Origin of the sequence: Parahaliea aestuarii (assembly GCF_008064635.1) — a bacterium.
GTDB classification, from domain to species: Bacteria; Pseudomonadota; Gammaproteobacteria; order Pseudomonadales; family Halieaceae; genus Parahaliea; species Parahaliea aestuarii.
Window position 1 is genome coordinate 205591 of the sequence record NZ_VRYZ01000004.1, and the last position, 15618, is coordinate 221208.

Sequence of the window (15618 nt, forward strand, 5' to 3'; positions counted from 1 at the left end):
CTTTGCTCTTTACACCAGCGCAGCGCGCAGGTACTCGGGCAGGTCTTGCACCGCCACGGATTGTTGACCACCTTCCCCGCGCAGGCTCTTCACCGCACAGGTGCCCTGGCTGACCTCGTCCTCGCCCCAGATCAGGGCCAGGCGGGCGCCGCTCTTGTCGGCCTTTTTCATCTGGCTCTTGAAACTGCCACCGCCGGCATTGAGCACGATGCGGCGTTCCGGCAGGATGTCGCGCAAGGCCTCGGTGCGTGCCACTGCCTCCAGTTCCGCGGCCGCACCCACCGACACCACATAGAGGTCGGCGTCCTGCGCCAGGGGCACTGCCGCCCCCGTTTCAGACAGCAGCAACACCAGACGTTCCAAGCCCATGGCAAATCCGATACCCGGCGTCGCCTTGCCGCCCAGCTGCTCTACCAGGCCGTCGTAACGACCGCCGGCGCAGACTGTACCCTGCGCTCCGAGGCGGTCGGTGACCCACTCGAACACAGTCTTGTTGTAGTAGTCCAGCCCCCGCACCAGTCGCGGGTTGACCCGGTAGGATTGCCCCGCCGCGTCCAGCAGTGCGCAGAGCCGGGCGAAATCCGCCTGCGATTCCTCATCCAGGTAGTTCGCCAGCGACGGCGCGTCGTCCAGCAGGGCCTGGGTATCGGCATTCTTGGAATCGAGGATGCGCAGCGGGTTGCTGTCCAGGCGACGCTGGCTGTCCTCGTCCAGTTGCTCGCGGCGGGCCTCCAGGTACTCAACCAGTGCTGCGCGGTAAGCGGCGCGGGCCGCCGGGCTGCCAATCGAGTTCAGTTCCAGCGTGACCGCGTCACTGATGCCGAGCAGGCGCCACAGCCTGGCCGACAGCAGAATCAGTTCGGCGTCAATATCGGGGCTGGCAATGCCAAAGGCCTCCACCCCCACCTGGTGAAACTGGCGCTGGCGCCCCTTCTGCGGCCGCTCGTAGCGAAACATGGGGCCCGAGTACCAGAGGCGCTGGGGTGTGCTCAGCAGGCCCTGCTGAATCACCGCGCGCACGCACCCGGCGGTACCTTCGGGGCGCAGGGTCAGGCTCTCGTCATTGCGATCGGCAAAGGTGTACATCTCCTTCTCGACGATGTCGGTAACCTCGCCGATGGAGCGCTTGAACAGTTCTGTGTACTCAACGATGGGCAGGCGAATCTCGCCGTAGCCGTAGCTGTGCAGCAGGTCGCGCACGGTCCCTTCCAGGGACTGCCAATAGGGGGTTTCCTCCGGAAGTATGTCATTCATACCCCGGATGGCGCGTAGTTTGGTCACCGTATCTCCAGATCGATGGCAGCGCCTCAGGCGCTGGACTTGAGAATGAGTTGTTCCTCCTGCCGCGCGCGCTCGGTCTCGAGGTCGGCGGCGCGCTGGCGGATCACCTGTTCCAGGTGATCGATGAAGGACTGGTTGCTGACCTTGTGATCCGGCTCGCCGTTCACGTAGATCAGGTTGCTCGGGGTGGCGCCGGTCAGGCCCACATCGGCCTCGCGCGCTTCGCCGGGACCATTGACGATGCAGCCGATCACGGCCACATCCATCGGCGTGCGGATGTCCTCGAGGCGCTGTTCCAGCGCATTCATGGTGCCGATGACGTCGAAGTTCTGTCGCGAGCAGGAGGGGCAGGCAATAAAGTTGATGCCGTTGGTACGCAGCTTGAGGCTCTTGAGGATTTCGAAGCCAACCTTCACCTCCTCCACCGGGTCGGCCGCCAGGGAGATGCGGATGGTGTCGCCGATACCGTCCATCAGCAGCATGCCCAGGCCCACGGCGGACTTCACCGTGCCGCCGCGCAGGCCGCCGGCCTCGGTGATCCCCAGGTGCAGGGGCTGGTCAATCTGCTTGGCCAGCAGGCGATAGGCCTCCACCGCCATGAACACTTCCGAGGCCTTCACACTGACCTTGAAGTCGTAGTAATTGTGCCGGTCGAGAATGTCGACATGGCGCATGGCGGACTCCACCAGCGCCTCGGCGGTAGGCTCGCCGTATTTGCGCTGCAGGTCCTTGCCGAGGGAGCCGGCATTGACGCCGATACGGATCGGGATGCCCTTGTCCCGGGCCGAGTGAATGACCTCGCGCACCTTGTCGTCACGGCCGATATTGCCGGGGTTGATGCGCAGGCAGTCGACCCCGTACTCCGCCACCTTGAGGGCGATGCGGTGATCAAAGTGGATATCCGCCACCAGGGGAACCTCCACCCGGGCGCGGATGGCGCGAAAGGCCTCGGCGGCCTCCATGCTGGGTACCGACACTCGCACGATGTCGGCGCCGGCATCGGCAATGGCCTGCACCTGGGCCACCGTGGCGGCCACGTCGCAGGTCTCGGTGTTGGTCATGCTCTGCACACTGATCGGCGCATCGCCACCGACGGCGACACTGCCCACCTGAATTTGTCGGCTCACCCGGCGTTTGATTGGGGATGCTGCTTTCATACCGTCACCGTATTTACCATCTCCAGAACCGCTACCGTATCGGCTGCACTGCCCCGCCACCACCACAATCCCGCCACCAGCAGCGCCAGTAGCACCACACCCAGACCAATTTGCAAAAGCTGGGTTTGCCGCGCACTGCCCGCTGGCACCACCCGGCGCACCGGCCCGGGGCCTGCCATGTCGCCGGCCACCTGGTCAAAGGCCGCCATCAATGGAGCCTCTGCCATACCCAGAAATTTACCGTAGGCGCGCACATAGCCGCGGGCGAAGGTCGGCCTGCGCAGCGCGGCGTAATCATCGCGCTCGATAATGGCCACGTAGCACGGCAGCCAGTTCATGCGCCGCGTGATGTCTTCCGGGCTCAGTTTGCGCGCCTCGCGAGCGCGACGCAGCATGGCGCCCGGGGATTCCACTGTGTTGCTTTCCTCAACCACCGCCCTGAGTCCGTTGGTAGGCCTGATACTCGGGGGAATCCGGGTACAGGTTGCGCAGGGCCATTGCATAACTGCCCTCGGCATTGCGGTCACCGCTGGCCTGGGACAGACGGACGCCGAGCCACAGGCCGCGCGCGGACTGCTGTTTCAGCCCGGTGCGATAGACACCATAGTGAGTTTCCGCGGCGGCGATATCACCATCGCGAAAGCGCAGTTCGGCCAGCTCCAGGCGGGCCACGCGGTTGGTGGCATCCATGGTCAGCGCGCGCTCAAAGGCCTCGCCGGCGCCGGCGCTGTTATCCAGTTGCAGCCGGCACAGCCCCAGGTTGACGAAGGCCTTTGGCCGGGCGTTGTAGAGGCTGTCCTTGACCACCATTTCCAGCTGCTTCTCTGCTTCCTGATAGCGCTGCTGGCTGTAGAGGAAGGCGGCGTAATTGTTGCGGGCGCGGGAAAAACTGCGATCGATGCGGAGCGCCTTTTCAAAGTTTTCCTCTGCCAGGTCGGTCTCTCCGGTGCTCTGGTAGACCAGGGCAAAAGCTTCGTAGACCTCGGCGTTGTCGGGGTCGATTTCGGCCGCCTGCTTGAGGTTGCGCTTGGCGTTTTCCCAGTCGCCCTCACCGATGTACTTGCGCGCCAGTTCCACACGCTGCTTGAGGGCCTTTTCCGGCGCTGGCGGATCGGTGAACACGGTTTCGGACTGGGTCACGCAACCGGTCAGGGCCAGCAGCAAGACCACACCGGCCCATACCGTGCCGGACCTGAAAATATTGCACAACGCCAAATTGATCACCCCGCTTCTATCACCTGGTTCTGCCCAGCGGCGTTGCGATAGCGCTCACTGCGACGGGTACGGTCCACCACCTGTCCTACCAACTGGCCGCAGGCGGCGTCGATATCGTCGCCGCGGGTGGTGCGAACGGTGACAATATATCCCGCATCCACCAGCACTTGCCAGAAGCGCGACACCGCATTGCCGCTGGGGCGACGATATTGCGACTGGGGAAAGGGGTTGAAGGGGATCAGATTGATCTTGCAGGGAAAATCCTGCAGCAGGACGGCCAGCTCGCGAGCGTGCTCGGGCTGGTCGTTGACCCCGGCCATCAGGGTGTATTCCACCGTCACCACGCGCTTGTTGTCGCTCTGGGCGTCGATGTAGTTGCGACTGCTTTCCAGCAGGCGGGCAATGGGGTACTTGCGGTTGATCGGCACCAGCTCGTTGCGCAGGGCGTCGTTGGGAGCGTGCAGGGAAATGGCCAGCGAGGCTTCACTCACTTCGGCCAGCTTGTCCAGCGCCGGCACCACGCCGGAGGTGCTGAGGGTCACCCGGCGTTTGGAAATACCGTAGGCGAGGTCCTCCATCATCAGGTTCATGGCAGAGACCACGTTGTCGAAATTGAGCAGGGGTTCGCCCATGCCCATCATCACCACGTTGGTTACCACCCGCCCCTTGCCGGACTGGAAGGCGTCGAAGGATTTGATCGCCAGCCACACCTGGCCGATGATCTCCGCCGCGCTCAGGTCCTGCATGAAGCCCTGCTTGCCGGTGGAGCAGAAAGAGCAGTCGAGGCTGCAACCCACCTGGGAAGACACACAGAGGGTGGCGCGCTCGCGATCGGGAATCAGCACCGCTTCCACCAGGCCACCGCCGTCCACGCGGATGGCCCACTTGCGGGTGCCATCGGCAGAGTCGTGCTGGCTGACGATTTCCGGCGGGCGCACTTCCGCGACCTGCGCCAGCTTCTCGCGCAGGGCCTTGCCGAGATTGGACATCTCGGCAATGTCGATCACACCGGCGTGATGAATCCACTTCAGCACCTGCTGGGCGCGGAACGTCTTCTCCCCGATATCCAGGAAGAACTGCTCCATCTGCGCCCTGGTCAGCCCGAGCAGGTTGACCTTGTCGGGCGTTGCGCTGGTGGCGATGGTTGTCGGACTATTCATGCCGGTGGCCTGTACTTGTAATCTGGCGCGGTATCAGCCGCGCTCGCAGATTTCGCTGGCGGCGAAGAAGTAGGCGATTTCGCGCTCAGCGGAAGCGGGAGAGTCGGAACCGTGTACCGCGTTGGCGTCGATGGACTGGGCGAAGTCGGCGCGGATGGTGCCGGCCTCGGCTTCCTGCGGGTTGGTGGCGCCCATCAGCTCGCGATTCTTGGCGATGGCGTTCTCGCCTTCCAGCACCTGTACCACAACCGGGCCGGAGGTCATGAAGCCCACCAGGTCGGCGAAGAAGGGGCGCTCGCGGTGCTCGGCGTAGAAACCGCCGGCTACATCGTCGGACAGACGCAGCATCTTGGCCGCCACGATCTGCAGGCCGGCCTCTTCGAAGCGGGAATAGATTTTGCCAACAACATTCTTGGCCACTGCATCGGGTTTGACGATGGAAAGGGTGCGTTCTACTGCCATGAAACTGTCTCCAGTATGGATTTGCGGGAATAGGTTGAAAAAGCGCGCGTGATTATACGGATTTTGGCCCCGCATTTCATCCGCAGCGCTGCCGTGAAGGAAGTTTATTTTGCCGGTAAATCAGCGGCTTAGCGCCGCAACCAGGAAAAGCGGAAATTTCACGTCCCGCGCAGGCGCGAAACCGCCTGCACCACGCCCTGCGCGGCGCGCTCGGCATCCTCCTCGCTGGTGAAGCGGCCGAAACTGAAACGCAGGGAGGCGTGGGCCAGATCGTCCGGCACACCCAGGGCCCGCAGCACATAGGAGGGCTCCACACTGGCGGATGTACAGGCGCTGCCACTGGAGACCGCGAGGCCGTTCAGGGCCATCAACAGGGACTCCCCCTCAACCCCGGCAAAGGCGAGATTGATGGCGCCCGGCAGGCCGCGAGCGGGATTGCCGTTGACGGTGACACCGGGCAGAGTCGAAACGGTCGCGAGAAAGGCATCGCGCAGGCCGCCGACCCGCGCCGCCTCCGCCGCCATTTCCTGCCGTGCAATGCGGGCGGCCTCCCCCATGCCCACAATCTGGTGGGTGGCGAGCGTACCGGAGCGCATGCCGCGCTCGTGGCCACCGCCGTGCATCTGGGCCTCAAGGCGCAGCGGCGGCTGGCGCCGGACATAGAGCGCGCCCATGCCCTTGGGGCCGTAGAATTTGTGCGCCGACAGGGACATCAGATCCACCGCCATGGCCTTCACATCGATCGGCAGCTTGCCTGCGCTCTGGGCGGCGTCGACGTGGAAGAACACCCCGGCTTCCCGGCACAGGGCGCCGATGGCGGCGATATCGTTCACCGCCCCCACTTCGTTGTTGGCGTGCATGATGCTCACCAGCACAGTGCCCTCCCGCAGGGCGGCCGCCACCGCGGCGGGCTCAATCACGCCGTCGACGCCGGGCTCGAGGTAGGTCACCTCGAAGCCCTCGGTCTCGAGGTGGGCGCAGGTATCCAGCACCGCCTTGTGCTCGATCTTCGAGGTGACAATATGCCTGCCGCGCTCACGGTGATAGTGGGCAACCCCCTTGATGGCGAGGTTGTCCGCCTCGGTGGCGCCGGAGGTCCACACGATCTCTCGCGGGTCGGCGCCCAGCAGGTCCGCCACCTCCCGGCGGGCCTCCTCTACAGCGGCCTCGGCGCGCCAGCCGATCATGTGCGAGCGCGATGCCGGGTTGCCGTAGTTGCCCTCCACGGTCAGGCACTGGCACATCTTTTCGGCGACCCGCGGGTCGACCGGGGTGGTGGCGAGATAGTCGAGGTAGATCGGGGAAGCCATGGCGCCTTACTCGCTGCCGCCCGGGCTCGAGACAGTCGCGCTGTCGCGGGGCAGGAACTTCTGGGTTTCGGTGAGAATGCCGCGCAGGATGTTCAGCTCCATCTCGTCCAGTCGCACCCGGCTGTAGAGACGGCGCAGGCGGGTCATCAGCTGGCGTGGCGCCGCCGGGTCGAGAAAGCCCAGCTGGACCAGGGTTTCCTCAAGGTGGACGTAGAAGCGCTCCATGTTCTCGCGCGTGGCGAAGGGGGTATCCCACTCCGCGTCCTCACTGGCGGGCAGGCGCCCGGCGTCCAGCAGCATACGCAGCTCATAGCACACCACCTGCACCGCCATGGCGAGATTGAGGGAGCTGTAGTCTTCAGAAGTGGGGATATTCAGGTGCAGGTTGCAGCGCCGCAGTTCTTCGTTGGTGAGTCCGCGGTCCTCGCGCCCGAACAGCACCGCCACCTGCTCATGCACCGAGGCCTCGGCCATGCGCCCGGCGCAGGCCCGCGGGTCCTGCAGCGGCCAGGGAATATTGCGACTGCGGGCGCTGGTGCCCACCACAAACTGGCAGTCGGCAATCGCCTCATCGAGGGTCCGGGTCACCACCGCGCCGTCCAGCACATCAGCGGCGGTGGCCGCCCGCCAGGTGGCCTGCTCGTCGGGGTACTGGCGCGGCTCCACCAGGTAGAGGCGCGACAGGCCCATGTTCTTCATTGCACGGGCCACCCCGCCGATGTTGCCCGGGTGGGAGGTATTGACCAGCACGATGCGGATATTGTCGAGATTCATGGGGTTTCGGGGGCTGAAAGTAGCGCGCCAGTGTAGCAGATTTACCCTGTAATCAGGCAGCGATTCGCTGCTATAATCCGCCGCCCACAATTCTCACCCGGACACACAGACTATGGAACCGATGGTCAACATCGCGCTGCGCGCCGCCCGCAAAGCCGGCGAGCAGATCGTGCGCGCCTCCGATGATCTCGATCGTATTGAGGTCACGACCAAGGGTCGCAACGATTTCGTGTCCGAGGTGGATCGCGCCGCCGAGCGCGAGATTGTCTACCAACTGAAAAAAGCCTACCCGGACCACGCCTTCCTCGGCGAGGAAGGCGGCCTGCAGGGCGATGCCAACGCCGAATATCGCTGGGTAATCGACCCGCTCGATGGCACCACCAATTTCCTGCGTGGCATTCCCCACTACGCGGTTTCCATCGCCTGCCTGTACCGGGGCAAGGTGGAGCACGCGGTGATCGTGGACCCGGTACGCCGGGAAGAATTCACCGCCTCCCGCGGCCGCGGTGCCGCCCTCAACGGCCGCCGCATCCGCGTCAGCGAGCGCCACTCGCTGGACGGCGCCCTGCTCGGCACGGGCATCCCCTTCCGCGATCACTGCGACGATATTCTCGAGCCCTACGCGAAGTCGATTGAAGTGCTGGCGGGCCAGTGCGCGGGCATCCGCCGCGCCGGTGCTGCCTCGCTGGATCTTGCCTATGTGGCCGCGGGGCGCCTGGATGCGTTCTGGGAAAAGGGCCTGTCGATCTGGGACATCGCCGCCGGCGCGCTGCTGATACGCGAGGCGGGCGGCCTGATCTCCGACTTCAGCGGTGCCGACAAGCATCTGGAGAACGGCGATGTGGTGTGCGGCAACCCGAAGTGCTTCAAGGCGGTGCTGCAGGTTACCAGGCCGCTGCTGGGCTGATCGGCACTCCTTTACTACTTAAAAAGCGCCCCGATGGCGCTTTTTTTGTTTCGGGAAAACCAGGTATTCGATGAAGGAGGTGCTACGTAGGCCGGGAGCGATCTGGCTGTGTGCCTCCCCGGACACGCTACAAGCACATCCATGTGCGCTCGGCACCGGCCATCCATGGCCGCTGACGGTCCGGGGAGGCACACAGCCACCTCGCCCCCTGCATCAGTGCAAGTTTTCAATGCAAAAGATTCGAAAGTGGCAGTTTGAGATCACTGCCGGTTGAGCGCGCGAGGTGCCCGAAACCCTTCCGGGACCGTCAGCGGCATGGATGCCGCTGAAGAGACTACATGGATGTATTCACGGCGTGTCCCGGAAGGGTTTCGGGCTCCGCGTGTGCGGGATCAACGCGCTTTAAGTCCACGATCCGCGTCTTCCCGCATCTGCGAAAACAAAAAATGCGCCACCCAGGCGCATTTTTTGTCAGGTTATTCCCTATTACCGAAGGAACTTCATGGCACCAAATCTTCCTGCTCTTCCCCTTCCTTCACCGGAATCATCAGATCCTCCTTGCTCACTCCCAGCGTCACTAACAGATTCGACGCAACAAAAATCGACGAGTAGGTACCGATACCAACCCCCACAATCAGGGCGATAGCGAAAGAGTTGATCATCTCGCCGCCGAACAGCGCCAGCGCCACCAGCACCAGCAGCGTCGTCAGTGAGGTTACCAGCGTTCGCCCGAGAGTATCCGTCAGCGAGATATTGATAATCTCGACAGTGTCCGAGCGCCGCAGAGTGCGGAAATTCTCACGGATACGGTCGAACACCACAATGGTGTCGTTCAGCGAGTAACCGATCACCGCCAGCAGGGCCGCCAGTACCGTGAGGTCAAACTCCATGCCGGTGATGGAAAAGAAGCCCAGGGTAATGATCACGTCGTGCATCAGGGCCAGCACCGCACCGGCGGCAAACTTGAACTGGAAGCGGAAGGCGATGTAGATCATCACCAGCCCCAGCGCCAGCAGCATGGCCAGGCCGCCCTGCTCGCGCAACTCGTCGCCCACCTGGGGGCCGACAAACTCGGTGCGGCGCAATTCCACTGCCCCGTCGTAGTTGTCCTGCAACAGCTTGACGACGGCGTTGCCCTCATCGTCGCCGTGGCCCTGGGGCAGGCGGATCAGCACATCGCGATCGGTGCCGAAACTGACCACCACCGCGCCGGCGTAACCCTCGCTCTCGAGAGTGGCGCGCACGGCGTTGAGATCGGCGGTATCGGAGTAGACCACCTCCACCAGGGTGCCGCCGGTAAAGTCCAGCCCCCAGTTGAGCTGGCGCGTGAACAGGGAGGCAACTGCCGCGATCAGCAGCAGTGCGGAAAGTGCCAGGGCCAGCTTGCGCAGGCCCATGAAATTCACTGTTTTCATGCTTGTTTCCCTCCCCCGATAGACAGGGTTTTCACCTTGCGGCCGCCGTAGAACAGGTTCACCAGGGTGCGGGTACCCAGGATGGCGGTGAACATGGAGGTGAGGATGCCCACGCTGAGGGTGACCGCGAAGCCCTTGACCGGCCCGGTGCCCACGGCGTAGAGAATCACCGCCACAATCAGGGTGGTGATATTGGCGTCGAGAATGGTGGACAGGGCGGCGTCATAACCCGAGTGGATCGCCATCTGCGGTGATCGCCCGTTGCGCAACTCCTCGCGTATGCGCGAGAAAATCAGCACGTTGGCATCCACCGCCATCCCCACCGTCAATACGATACCGGCGATGCCGGGCAGGGTCAGGGTGGCACCCAGGATGGACATGAAGGCCACCAGCAGGATCAGGTTCACCGACAGTGCGACCACCGCGAAGATGCCGAACACCCGGTAGTACAGCAGCATAAACAGCACCACCAGGCCGAGGCCATACTGTACCGACTTCACCCCCAGGCGAATATTCTCCGCCCCCAGAGAGGGGCCGACGGTGCGCTCTTCGACGAAGTTGATGGGGGCCGCCAGTGCGCCGGCGCGCAGCATCAGGGCCAGTTCAGAGGATTCCAGCGGGCTGTCGAGACCGGTGATCTGGAACTGGGCGCCGAGGGCGGACTGGATGACCGGCGCGGTCAGCAGTTTCTTCTCGTCGTAGGGAACCTGGATCGCGACTTCCTCGCCGGCCTCGTTCATCTCGTAGCGGGTGCGGTACTTGCGCTCGATAAACAGTACGCCCATGCGCCGCTTGATGTTGTGACGAGTGGCCCGGGACATCAGGCTGCCGCCCTCGCTGTCGAGGCTGATCTGCACATTCGGGCGACCGTTCTGGTCGAAGCTGGCGGCGGCGTTGGAGACGTGTTCGCCGGTGATGATCACATCCCGCTCCAGCCATTCGCTCATGCCGGCGCGGTCGGCGCTGCGGTACTCGAAGCGCTGCTTGTCGCTCTCCGGCGCATCCATGTTGGCCACCAGGCGAAACTCCAGGTTGGCCACCTTGCCGAGAATCCGCTTGGCCTCGGCGGTGTCCTGGATGCCGGGCAGTTCCACCACGATGCGGTTCTTGCCCTGGCGCTGCACCAGCGGCTCGGAGACACCGAGTTCGTTGACCCGGTTGCGGATGGTAGTGAGGTTCTGACTCACCGCGTAGTCGGCGATTTCCTTGCGGGTCTGCTCGGTCATGCTGGCCACGATGCGGAAACTGTCGCCCTCTTCAACCCGGTCCAGGGACAGTTCGGGATGATTTTCCGCGATCAGGCTGCGCGCCTGCTCGCGCAGTTCCTCGCTGCGGAACTGGGCCTCGACATTGCCCTGCCTGTCCAGGCTGACAAAGCCGCGCACACGCTCTTCACGCAGTACCTTCTTGATGGCATTGAGGTAGTACTCCTGGCGCCGCTCGGTGGCGGCCTCGACATCCACCTCCAGCTTGAAGTGCACCCCCCCGGACAGGTCCAGGCCCAGTTTCATCGGCTGGGCGCCAACGGCGGTGAGCCAGTCCGGCGTGGTGGGCGCCAGGTTGAGGGCGATGATGAAGCCATCGCCCAGGGCGCGCTGCACCCGCGCCTGGGCGGTGAGTTGCTGCTCTGCATCCCGCAAGCGCACCAGGGCATTGCGACCGCCTTCGTCGATGGTCTCGCCGAAGTGCTCGATACCGGCATCCTGCAGGGCGCCGGTGACCCGCTTTAGCGTATCCTCGTCGATCACCTGGGCGCTGTTCTCGCCGGTAATTTGCAGGGCCGGATCCGGCGCGTATAGATTGGGCGCTGCGTAGAGAAACCCGATGGCAGCCACAAAGGCGACCAGCAGGTATTTCCACAGCGGGTACTTGTTCAGCATAGTATTGCTCTGTTGGTTAACAGGACACGGGGGCTCGGCGAGCCCCCGGCGACAGTAAACGGGCCATTATAGGGATACAGGTAGGGGCGACAAGGCGCGCTTTCAACCCAGCCAGTTGCGCGCGTTGCGAAACAGGCGCATCCAGCCGGCATCTTCGGACCATTCATCCGGCGCCCAGGAGCACTGGACGGCGCGGAATACCCGCTCCGGATGGGGCATCATGATGGTGGCGCGACCGTCCTCGCTGGTGAGGCCGGTAATACCCAGGGGCGACCCGTTGGGATTGGCCGGATAGCGTTCGGCCACCGTCAGGTCGTTCTCCAGATACCGCAGGGCCACCGTGCCGGAGCTGTCACAAGCATCGCGGGCAGCATCGCTGCCAAACTCCGCCTGCCCCTCGCCGTGGGCGACCGCAATCGGCAGGTGGGAACCGGCCATACCGGACAGCAGCACCGAGGGGCTGTCCTCCACCCGCACCAGTGCGTAGCGGGCTTCGAACTGCTCGGAGCGGTTGCGCACAAAACGCGGCCAGTGACCGGCGCCGGGAATCAGCTCCTTCAGGGTGGAGACCATCTGGCAGCCGTTGCACACGCCGAGGGTGAAGGTGTCCTGGCGCTGGAAGAAGCGGCTGAATTCCTCGCGCACGGCGGGATTGAACAGCACGCTCTTGGCCCAGCCTTCACCGGCCCCCAGCACATCGCCGTAAGAGAAACCGCCACAGGCTACCAGACCCTTGACGTCCTGCAGGTGGCGGCGCCCAGAAAGAATGTCGCTCATGTGCACATCCACCGGGGCGAAACCCGCGCGATGGAAGGCGGCGGCCATCTCGACATGGCCGTTGACCCCCTGCTCGCGCAGAATGGCCACTTCCGGTCGGGCGCCCGTATTGATATACGGCGCAGCGATATCCTCCGCCGGATCAAAGGCCAGCCGGACAGACAGTCCCGGGTCATCCGCGGTAATCCGCTCGAATTCCTCGCGCGCGCAGTCGGGGTTGTCGCGCAGGGACTGAATCTCGAAACTGGTGCGGCTCCACAGGCTCTGCAGGCGGGCGCGGCTGTCGTCCAGCAGCACCGCTTCGCCCTCGCGCAGGATAATGCCCTCACCCTCGACGGCTCGCCCGAGTCCATACAGGCAGTCGCCGAGGCCCAGCTGCCCGGCGCGCTCGCGCAGAGTAGCAAGGTCTGCATCCGCCACCTGCAACACGGCGCCAATCTCTTCGGCAAAGAGTTTGCCCAGCGCCTCGCCGGGCACTTCGGCCAGGTCGAGGTCCAGGCCGCAGTGGCCGGCAAAGGCCATTTCCAGCAAAGTCGCCAGCAGGCCGCCGTCGGAGCGATCGTGGTAGGCCAGCAGGGTGCCGGCTGCCAGTTGCTCCTGCACCAGGCTGAACAGGGCTTTCAGGTCGGCGGCGTTGTCCAGGTCCGCCACGGTGTCGCCCATCTGGCCGTATACCTGGGCCAGCGCCGAGCCACCCAGGCGGTTGGCGCCGCGGCCGAGGTCCAACAGCACCAGGGTGGCGTCGCCGCGCACCTGAAGCTGCGGGGTCACGACCCTGCGCACATCGGTGACCGGGGCGAAGGCGGAAATAACCAGCGACATGGGCGCGGTCACCGACTTGTCCTCGCCCCGTTCCTGCCAGGTGGTGCGCATGGACATGGAATCCTTGCCCACCGGGATGGTAATGCCCAGCTCCGGGCACAGCTCCATGCCCACGGCGCGCACCGTGTCGTATAGCACCTCGTCTTCGCGGCCGTGGCCGGCGGCGCACATCCAGTTGGCGGAGAGTTTGATGTCATTCAATGCGGCAATCGGCGCGGCGCAGATATTGGTGATGGCTTCGGCCACGGCCATGCGCCCGGAGGCGGGGCCGCTGACCAGGGCCAGGGGGGTGCGCTCGCCCATGGCCATGGCTTCGCCGGCCACGCTGTCGTAGGACACCGTGGTCACCGCGCAGTCGGCCACCGGCACCTGCCAGGGACCAACCATCTGGTCGCGGGACACCATGCCGGTCACGGTGCGATCGCCAATGGTGATCAGGAAGTGCTTGGACGCCACCGTGGGCAGCTGCAGTACCCGCTCGGTGGCCTCGCCGATGCTGGCGGTGATGGACAGGGCCGGCTGCTGCACCGCCCGGCGGGTCACCTCCCGGTGCATCCGCGGCGGCTTGCCGAACAGGATGGACATGGGCAGGTCCACCGGCTTGTTGCCGAAGTGGGCATCCGCGAGTTCGAGCAGCTGCTCTTCGGTGGCCTCGCCGACCACGGCAAAGGGGCAGCGCTCGCGCTCGCAAATAGCCTCGAAACGGGCCAGGTTGGCGGGTTCCACCGCCATCACATAGCGCTCCTGGGATTCGTTGCACCAGATCTCCAGCGGCGACATGCCGGGCTCGTCGTTGGGCACCTTGCGCAGATCGAAACGGGCGCCGCGACCGCCGTCCTTGGCCAGTTCCGGCAGGGCGTTGGAGAGGCCGCCGGCGCCCACGTCGTGAATAAAGGCGATGGGGTTTTCCTCCCCCAGCTGCCAGCAGCGATCGATGACCTCCTGGCAGCGGCGCTCCATTTCCGGGTTCTGGCGCTGCACCGAGGCGAAATCCAGGTCCTCGGCGCTGGTGCCACTGGCCATGGAGGATGCGGCGCCGCCACCGAGGCCAATCAGCATGGCCGGGCCGCCCAGCACGATCAGCCTGGCGCCGGCCTTGAACTCGCCCTTCTCCACATGCTCTTCGCGGATATTGCCGTAGCCACCGGCGATCATGATGGGCTTGTGATAACCGCGCACTTCCAGGCCGTCGACGCCATTGACCCGGCACTCGTAGGAACGGAAGTAACCGCACAGATTGGGGCGGCCGAACTCATTGTTGAAGGCGGCGCCGCCGATAGGACCCTCGATCATGATATCCAGGGCGGACACGATGCGGTCTGGCTTGCCGTAGGGCTTTTCCCAGGGCTGGCCGAAGTTGGGAATGTTGAGGTTGGACACCGAGAAACCGGTCAGGCCCACCTTGGGCTTGGAGCCCCGGCCCACCGCGCCCTCGTCGCGGATCTCGCCGCCGGAGCCGGTGCCCGCACCGGGGAAGGGTGCAATCGCCGTGGGGTGATTGTGGGTTTCCACCTTCATTAACAGGTGGATGTTTTCCTCGCTGAAGCGGTAGTGGCAGCTGTCAGGGTCGGGGAAGAAGCGACCGGCCTTGTGCCCCACCACAACAGCGGCGTTGTCCGAGTAGGCCGACAGCACGTTCTCGCCGCCGCAGCGATAGGTATTGCGGATCATGGCGAACAGGGAGTGCTCCTGTGCCTGCCCGTCGATGCTCCAGCTGGCGTTGAAAATCTTGTGCCGGCAGTGCTCGGAGTTGGCCTGGGCGAACATCATCAGCTCGACGTCCGACGGGTTGCGCCCGAGGGCGCCAAAGCTGTCCACCAGGTAGTCGATTTCATCGTCCGCGAGGGCCAGCCCCAGGCTGCGATCCGCCGCTACCAGGGCTTCGCGGCCGCCAGCCAGCACATCGACGCTGGCGAAGGGTGCCGGCTCTGCCTCGCGAAACAGCAGTTGCGCCGCCTCCAGTGAATCCAGCACCGCCTCGGTCATGCGATCGTGCAGCAAGCCGTTCACCGCGCGGATGGCGTCCTCATCCAGTCCGGCAGGCTGCGACAGGTAGTAGGCAACTCCCCGCTCCAGTCGGCGCACCTCCGACAGGCCGCAGTTGCGGGCGATGTCGGTGGCCTTGCTGGACCAGGGGGAAATCGTGCCCAGGCGGGGCACCGCCAGCACCAGGCGCGCTGCGGCCGGCGGTTCAGCGGCCTCGCTTACCGGCCCGTATTCCAGCAGGCTGGCGAGTACCGCCTCGCGCTCTGCATCCAGCGGAGCGGCCAGATGGGCGAAGTGCAGGTATTCGCTGTGCAGGAGTTGCAGGTCGGGGTGGATGGCAGAAAGTCTGGCCGCCAGCTTGTCGCGCCGGAAAGCGGACAGGGCCGGGGCACCACGCAGGATCAGCATGCTGGGGACGGCTCCAATGGAGGGATTCGGAAAAGGGCGCCATTGTACTGTATTGGCACCGCCC

At 64.6% G+C, this 15618-nt stretch carries 12 protein-coding genes; 1 reads left to right on the forward strand and 11 read right to left on the reverse strand.

Annotated elements, in window-relative coordinates; translation table 11 throughout:
* Window positions 1-9: 9 nt before the first annotated feature.
* From hisS to trmJ, 8 genes are all read right to left on the reverse strand, one after another.
* Complete coding sequence (hisS, locus tag FVW59_RS10490; protein WP_148064220.1) at window positions 10-1281, reverse strand: histidine--tRNA ligase; 1272 nt, start codon at window positions 1279-1281, stop codon at window positions 10-12.
* Between the two features lie 26 nt (window positions 1282-1307).
* A complete protein-coding gene (gene ispG, locus FVW59_RS10495; RefSeq protein ID WP_148064221.1) occupies window positions 1308-2438 on the reverse strand; it encodes a flavodoxin-dependent (E)-4-hydroxy-3-methylbut-2-enyl-diphosphate synthase in 1131 nt (376 codons plus the stop codon).
* Complete coding sequence (locus FVW59_RS10500) at window positions 2435-2851, reverse strand: helix-turn-helix domain-containing protein (protein WP_187275841.1); 417 nt, start codon at window positions 2849-2851, stop codon at window positions 2435-2437. Before FVW59_RS10500 ends, ispG begins: the two co-directional genes overlap by 4 nt.
* A gap of 13 nt (window positions 2852-2864) precedes the next feature.
* Entirely contained in the window at window positions 2865-3662 is a 798-nt protein-coding gene (pilW, locus tag FVW59_RS10505; RefSeq protein ID WP_342779699.1) for a type IV pilus biogenesis/stability protein PilW, read from the reverse strand.
* Complete coding sequence (rlmN, locus tag FVW59_RS10510; RefSeq protein WP_148064223.1) at window positions 3659-4813, reverse strand: dual-specificity RNA methyltransferase RlmN; 1155 nt, start codon at window positions 4811-4813, stop codon at window positions 3659-3661. Before rlmN ends, pilW begins: the two co-directional genes overlap by 4 nt.
* A 33-nt stretch (window positions 4814-4846) precedes the next feature.
* Window positions 4847-5275, reverse strand: coding sequence for a nucleoside-diphosphate kinase (gene ndk, locus FVW59_RS10515; protein ID WP_148064224.1), 429 nt, complete (start codon window positions 5273-5275; stop codon window positions 4847-4849).
* Window positions 5276-5433: 158 nt separating this feature from the next.
* Window positions 5434-6585, reverse strand: coding sequence for an IscS subfamily cysteine desulfurase (locus FVW59_RS10520; RefSeq protein ID WP_148064225.1), 1152 nt, complete (start codon window positions 6583-6585; stop codon window positions 5434-5436).
* A gap of 6 nt (window positions 6586-6591) precedes the next feature.
* On the reverse strand, window positions 6592-7359 hold the full coding sequence (trmJ, locus tag FVW59_RS10525) for a tRNA (cytosine(32)/uridine(32)-2'-O)-methyltransferase TrmJ (protein WP_148064226.1): 768 nt from the start codon (window positions 7357-7359) through the stop codon (window positions 6592-6594).
* A gap of 112 nt (window positions 7360-7471) precedes the next feature.
* Between trmJ and FVW59_RS10530 the strand changes: the two genes are divergently transcribed.
* Entirely contained in the window at window positions 7472-8266 is a 795-nt protein-coding gene (locus FVW59_RS10530; protein WP_148064227.1) for an inositol monophosphatase family protein, read from the forward strand.
* Between the two features lie 500 nt (window positions 8267-8766).
* Here the strand turns inward: FVW59_RS10530 and secF are convergent, their stop codons facing one another.
* The 3 genes from secF to purL all read right to left on the reverse strand — a co-directional run bounded on the left by secF (window position 8767) and on the right by purL (window position 15554).
* Window positions 8767-9681 carry a protein translocase subunit SecF gene (secF, locus tag FVW59_RS10535; protein ID WP_148064228.1) on the reverse strand — a complete coding sequence of 305 codons (915 nt, stop codon included), beginning with the start codon at window positions 9679-9681 and terminating at the stop codon, window positions 8767-8769.
* Window positions 9678-11561, reverse strand: a complete 1884-nt coding sequence (gene secD, locus FVW59_RS10540) for a protein translocase subunit SecD (RefSeq protein WP_148064229.1) — start codon at window positions 11559-11561, stop codon at window positions 9678-9680. The genes secF and secD overlap by 4 nt, the downstream gene beginning before the upstream one ends.
* 102 nt (window positions 11562-11663) lie before the next feature.
* Window positions 11664-15554 carry a phosphoribosylformylglycinamidine synthase gene (purL, locus tag FVW59_RS10545; protein WP_148064230.1) on the reverse strand — a complete coding sequence of 1297 codons (3891 nt, stop codon included), beginning with the start codon at window positions 15552-15554 and terminating at the stop codon, window positions 11664-11666.
* Window positions 15555-15618 lie beyond the last annotated feature (64 nt).

What these genes read in the sequence shown, in the direction of transcription:
- ispG (WP_148064221.1), bottom strand. Translation starts at nt 2,438, where the DNA reads ATGAAAGCAGCATCCCCAATCAAACGCCGGGTGAGCCGACAAATTCAG.
- rlmN (WP_148064223.1), bottom strand. Translation starts at nt 4,813, where the DNA reads ATGAATAGTCCGACAACCATCGCCACCAGCGCAACGCCCGACAAGGTC.
- ndk (WP_148064224.1), bottom strand. Translation starts at nt 5,275, where the DNA reads ATGGCAGTAGAACGCACCCTTTCCATCGTCAAACCCGATGCAGTGGCC.
- FVW59_RS10520 (WP_148064225.1), bottom strand. Translation starts at nt 6,585, where the DNA reads ATGGCTTCCCCGATCTACCTCGACTATCTCGCCACCACCCCGGTCGAC.
- trmJ (WP_148064226.1), bottom strand. Translation starts at nt 7,359, where the DNA reads ATGAATCTCGACAATATCCGCATCGTGCTGGTCAATACCTCCCACCCG.
- FVW59_RS10530 (WP_148064227.1), top strand. Translation starts at nt 7,472, where the DNA reads ATGGAACCGATGGTCAACATCGCGCTGCGCGCCGCCCGCAAAGCCGGC.
- secF (WP_148064228.1), bottom strand. Translation starts at nt 9,681, where the DNA reads ATGAAAACAGTGAATTTCATGGGCCTGCGCAAGCTGGCCCTGGCACTT.
- secD (WP_148064229.1), bottom strand. Translation starts at nt 11,561, where the DNA reads ATGCTGAACAAGTACCCGCTGTGGAAATACCTGCTGGTCGCCTTTGTG.
- purL (WP_148064230.1), bottom strand. Translation starts at nt 15,554, where the DNA reads ATGCTGATCCTGCGTGGTGCCCCGGCCCTGTCCGCTTTCCGGCGCGAC.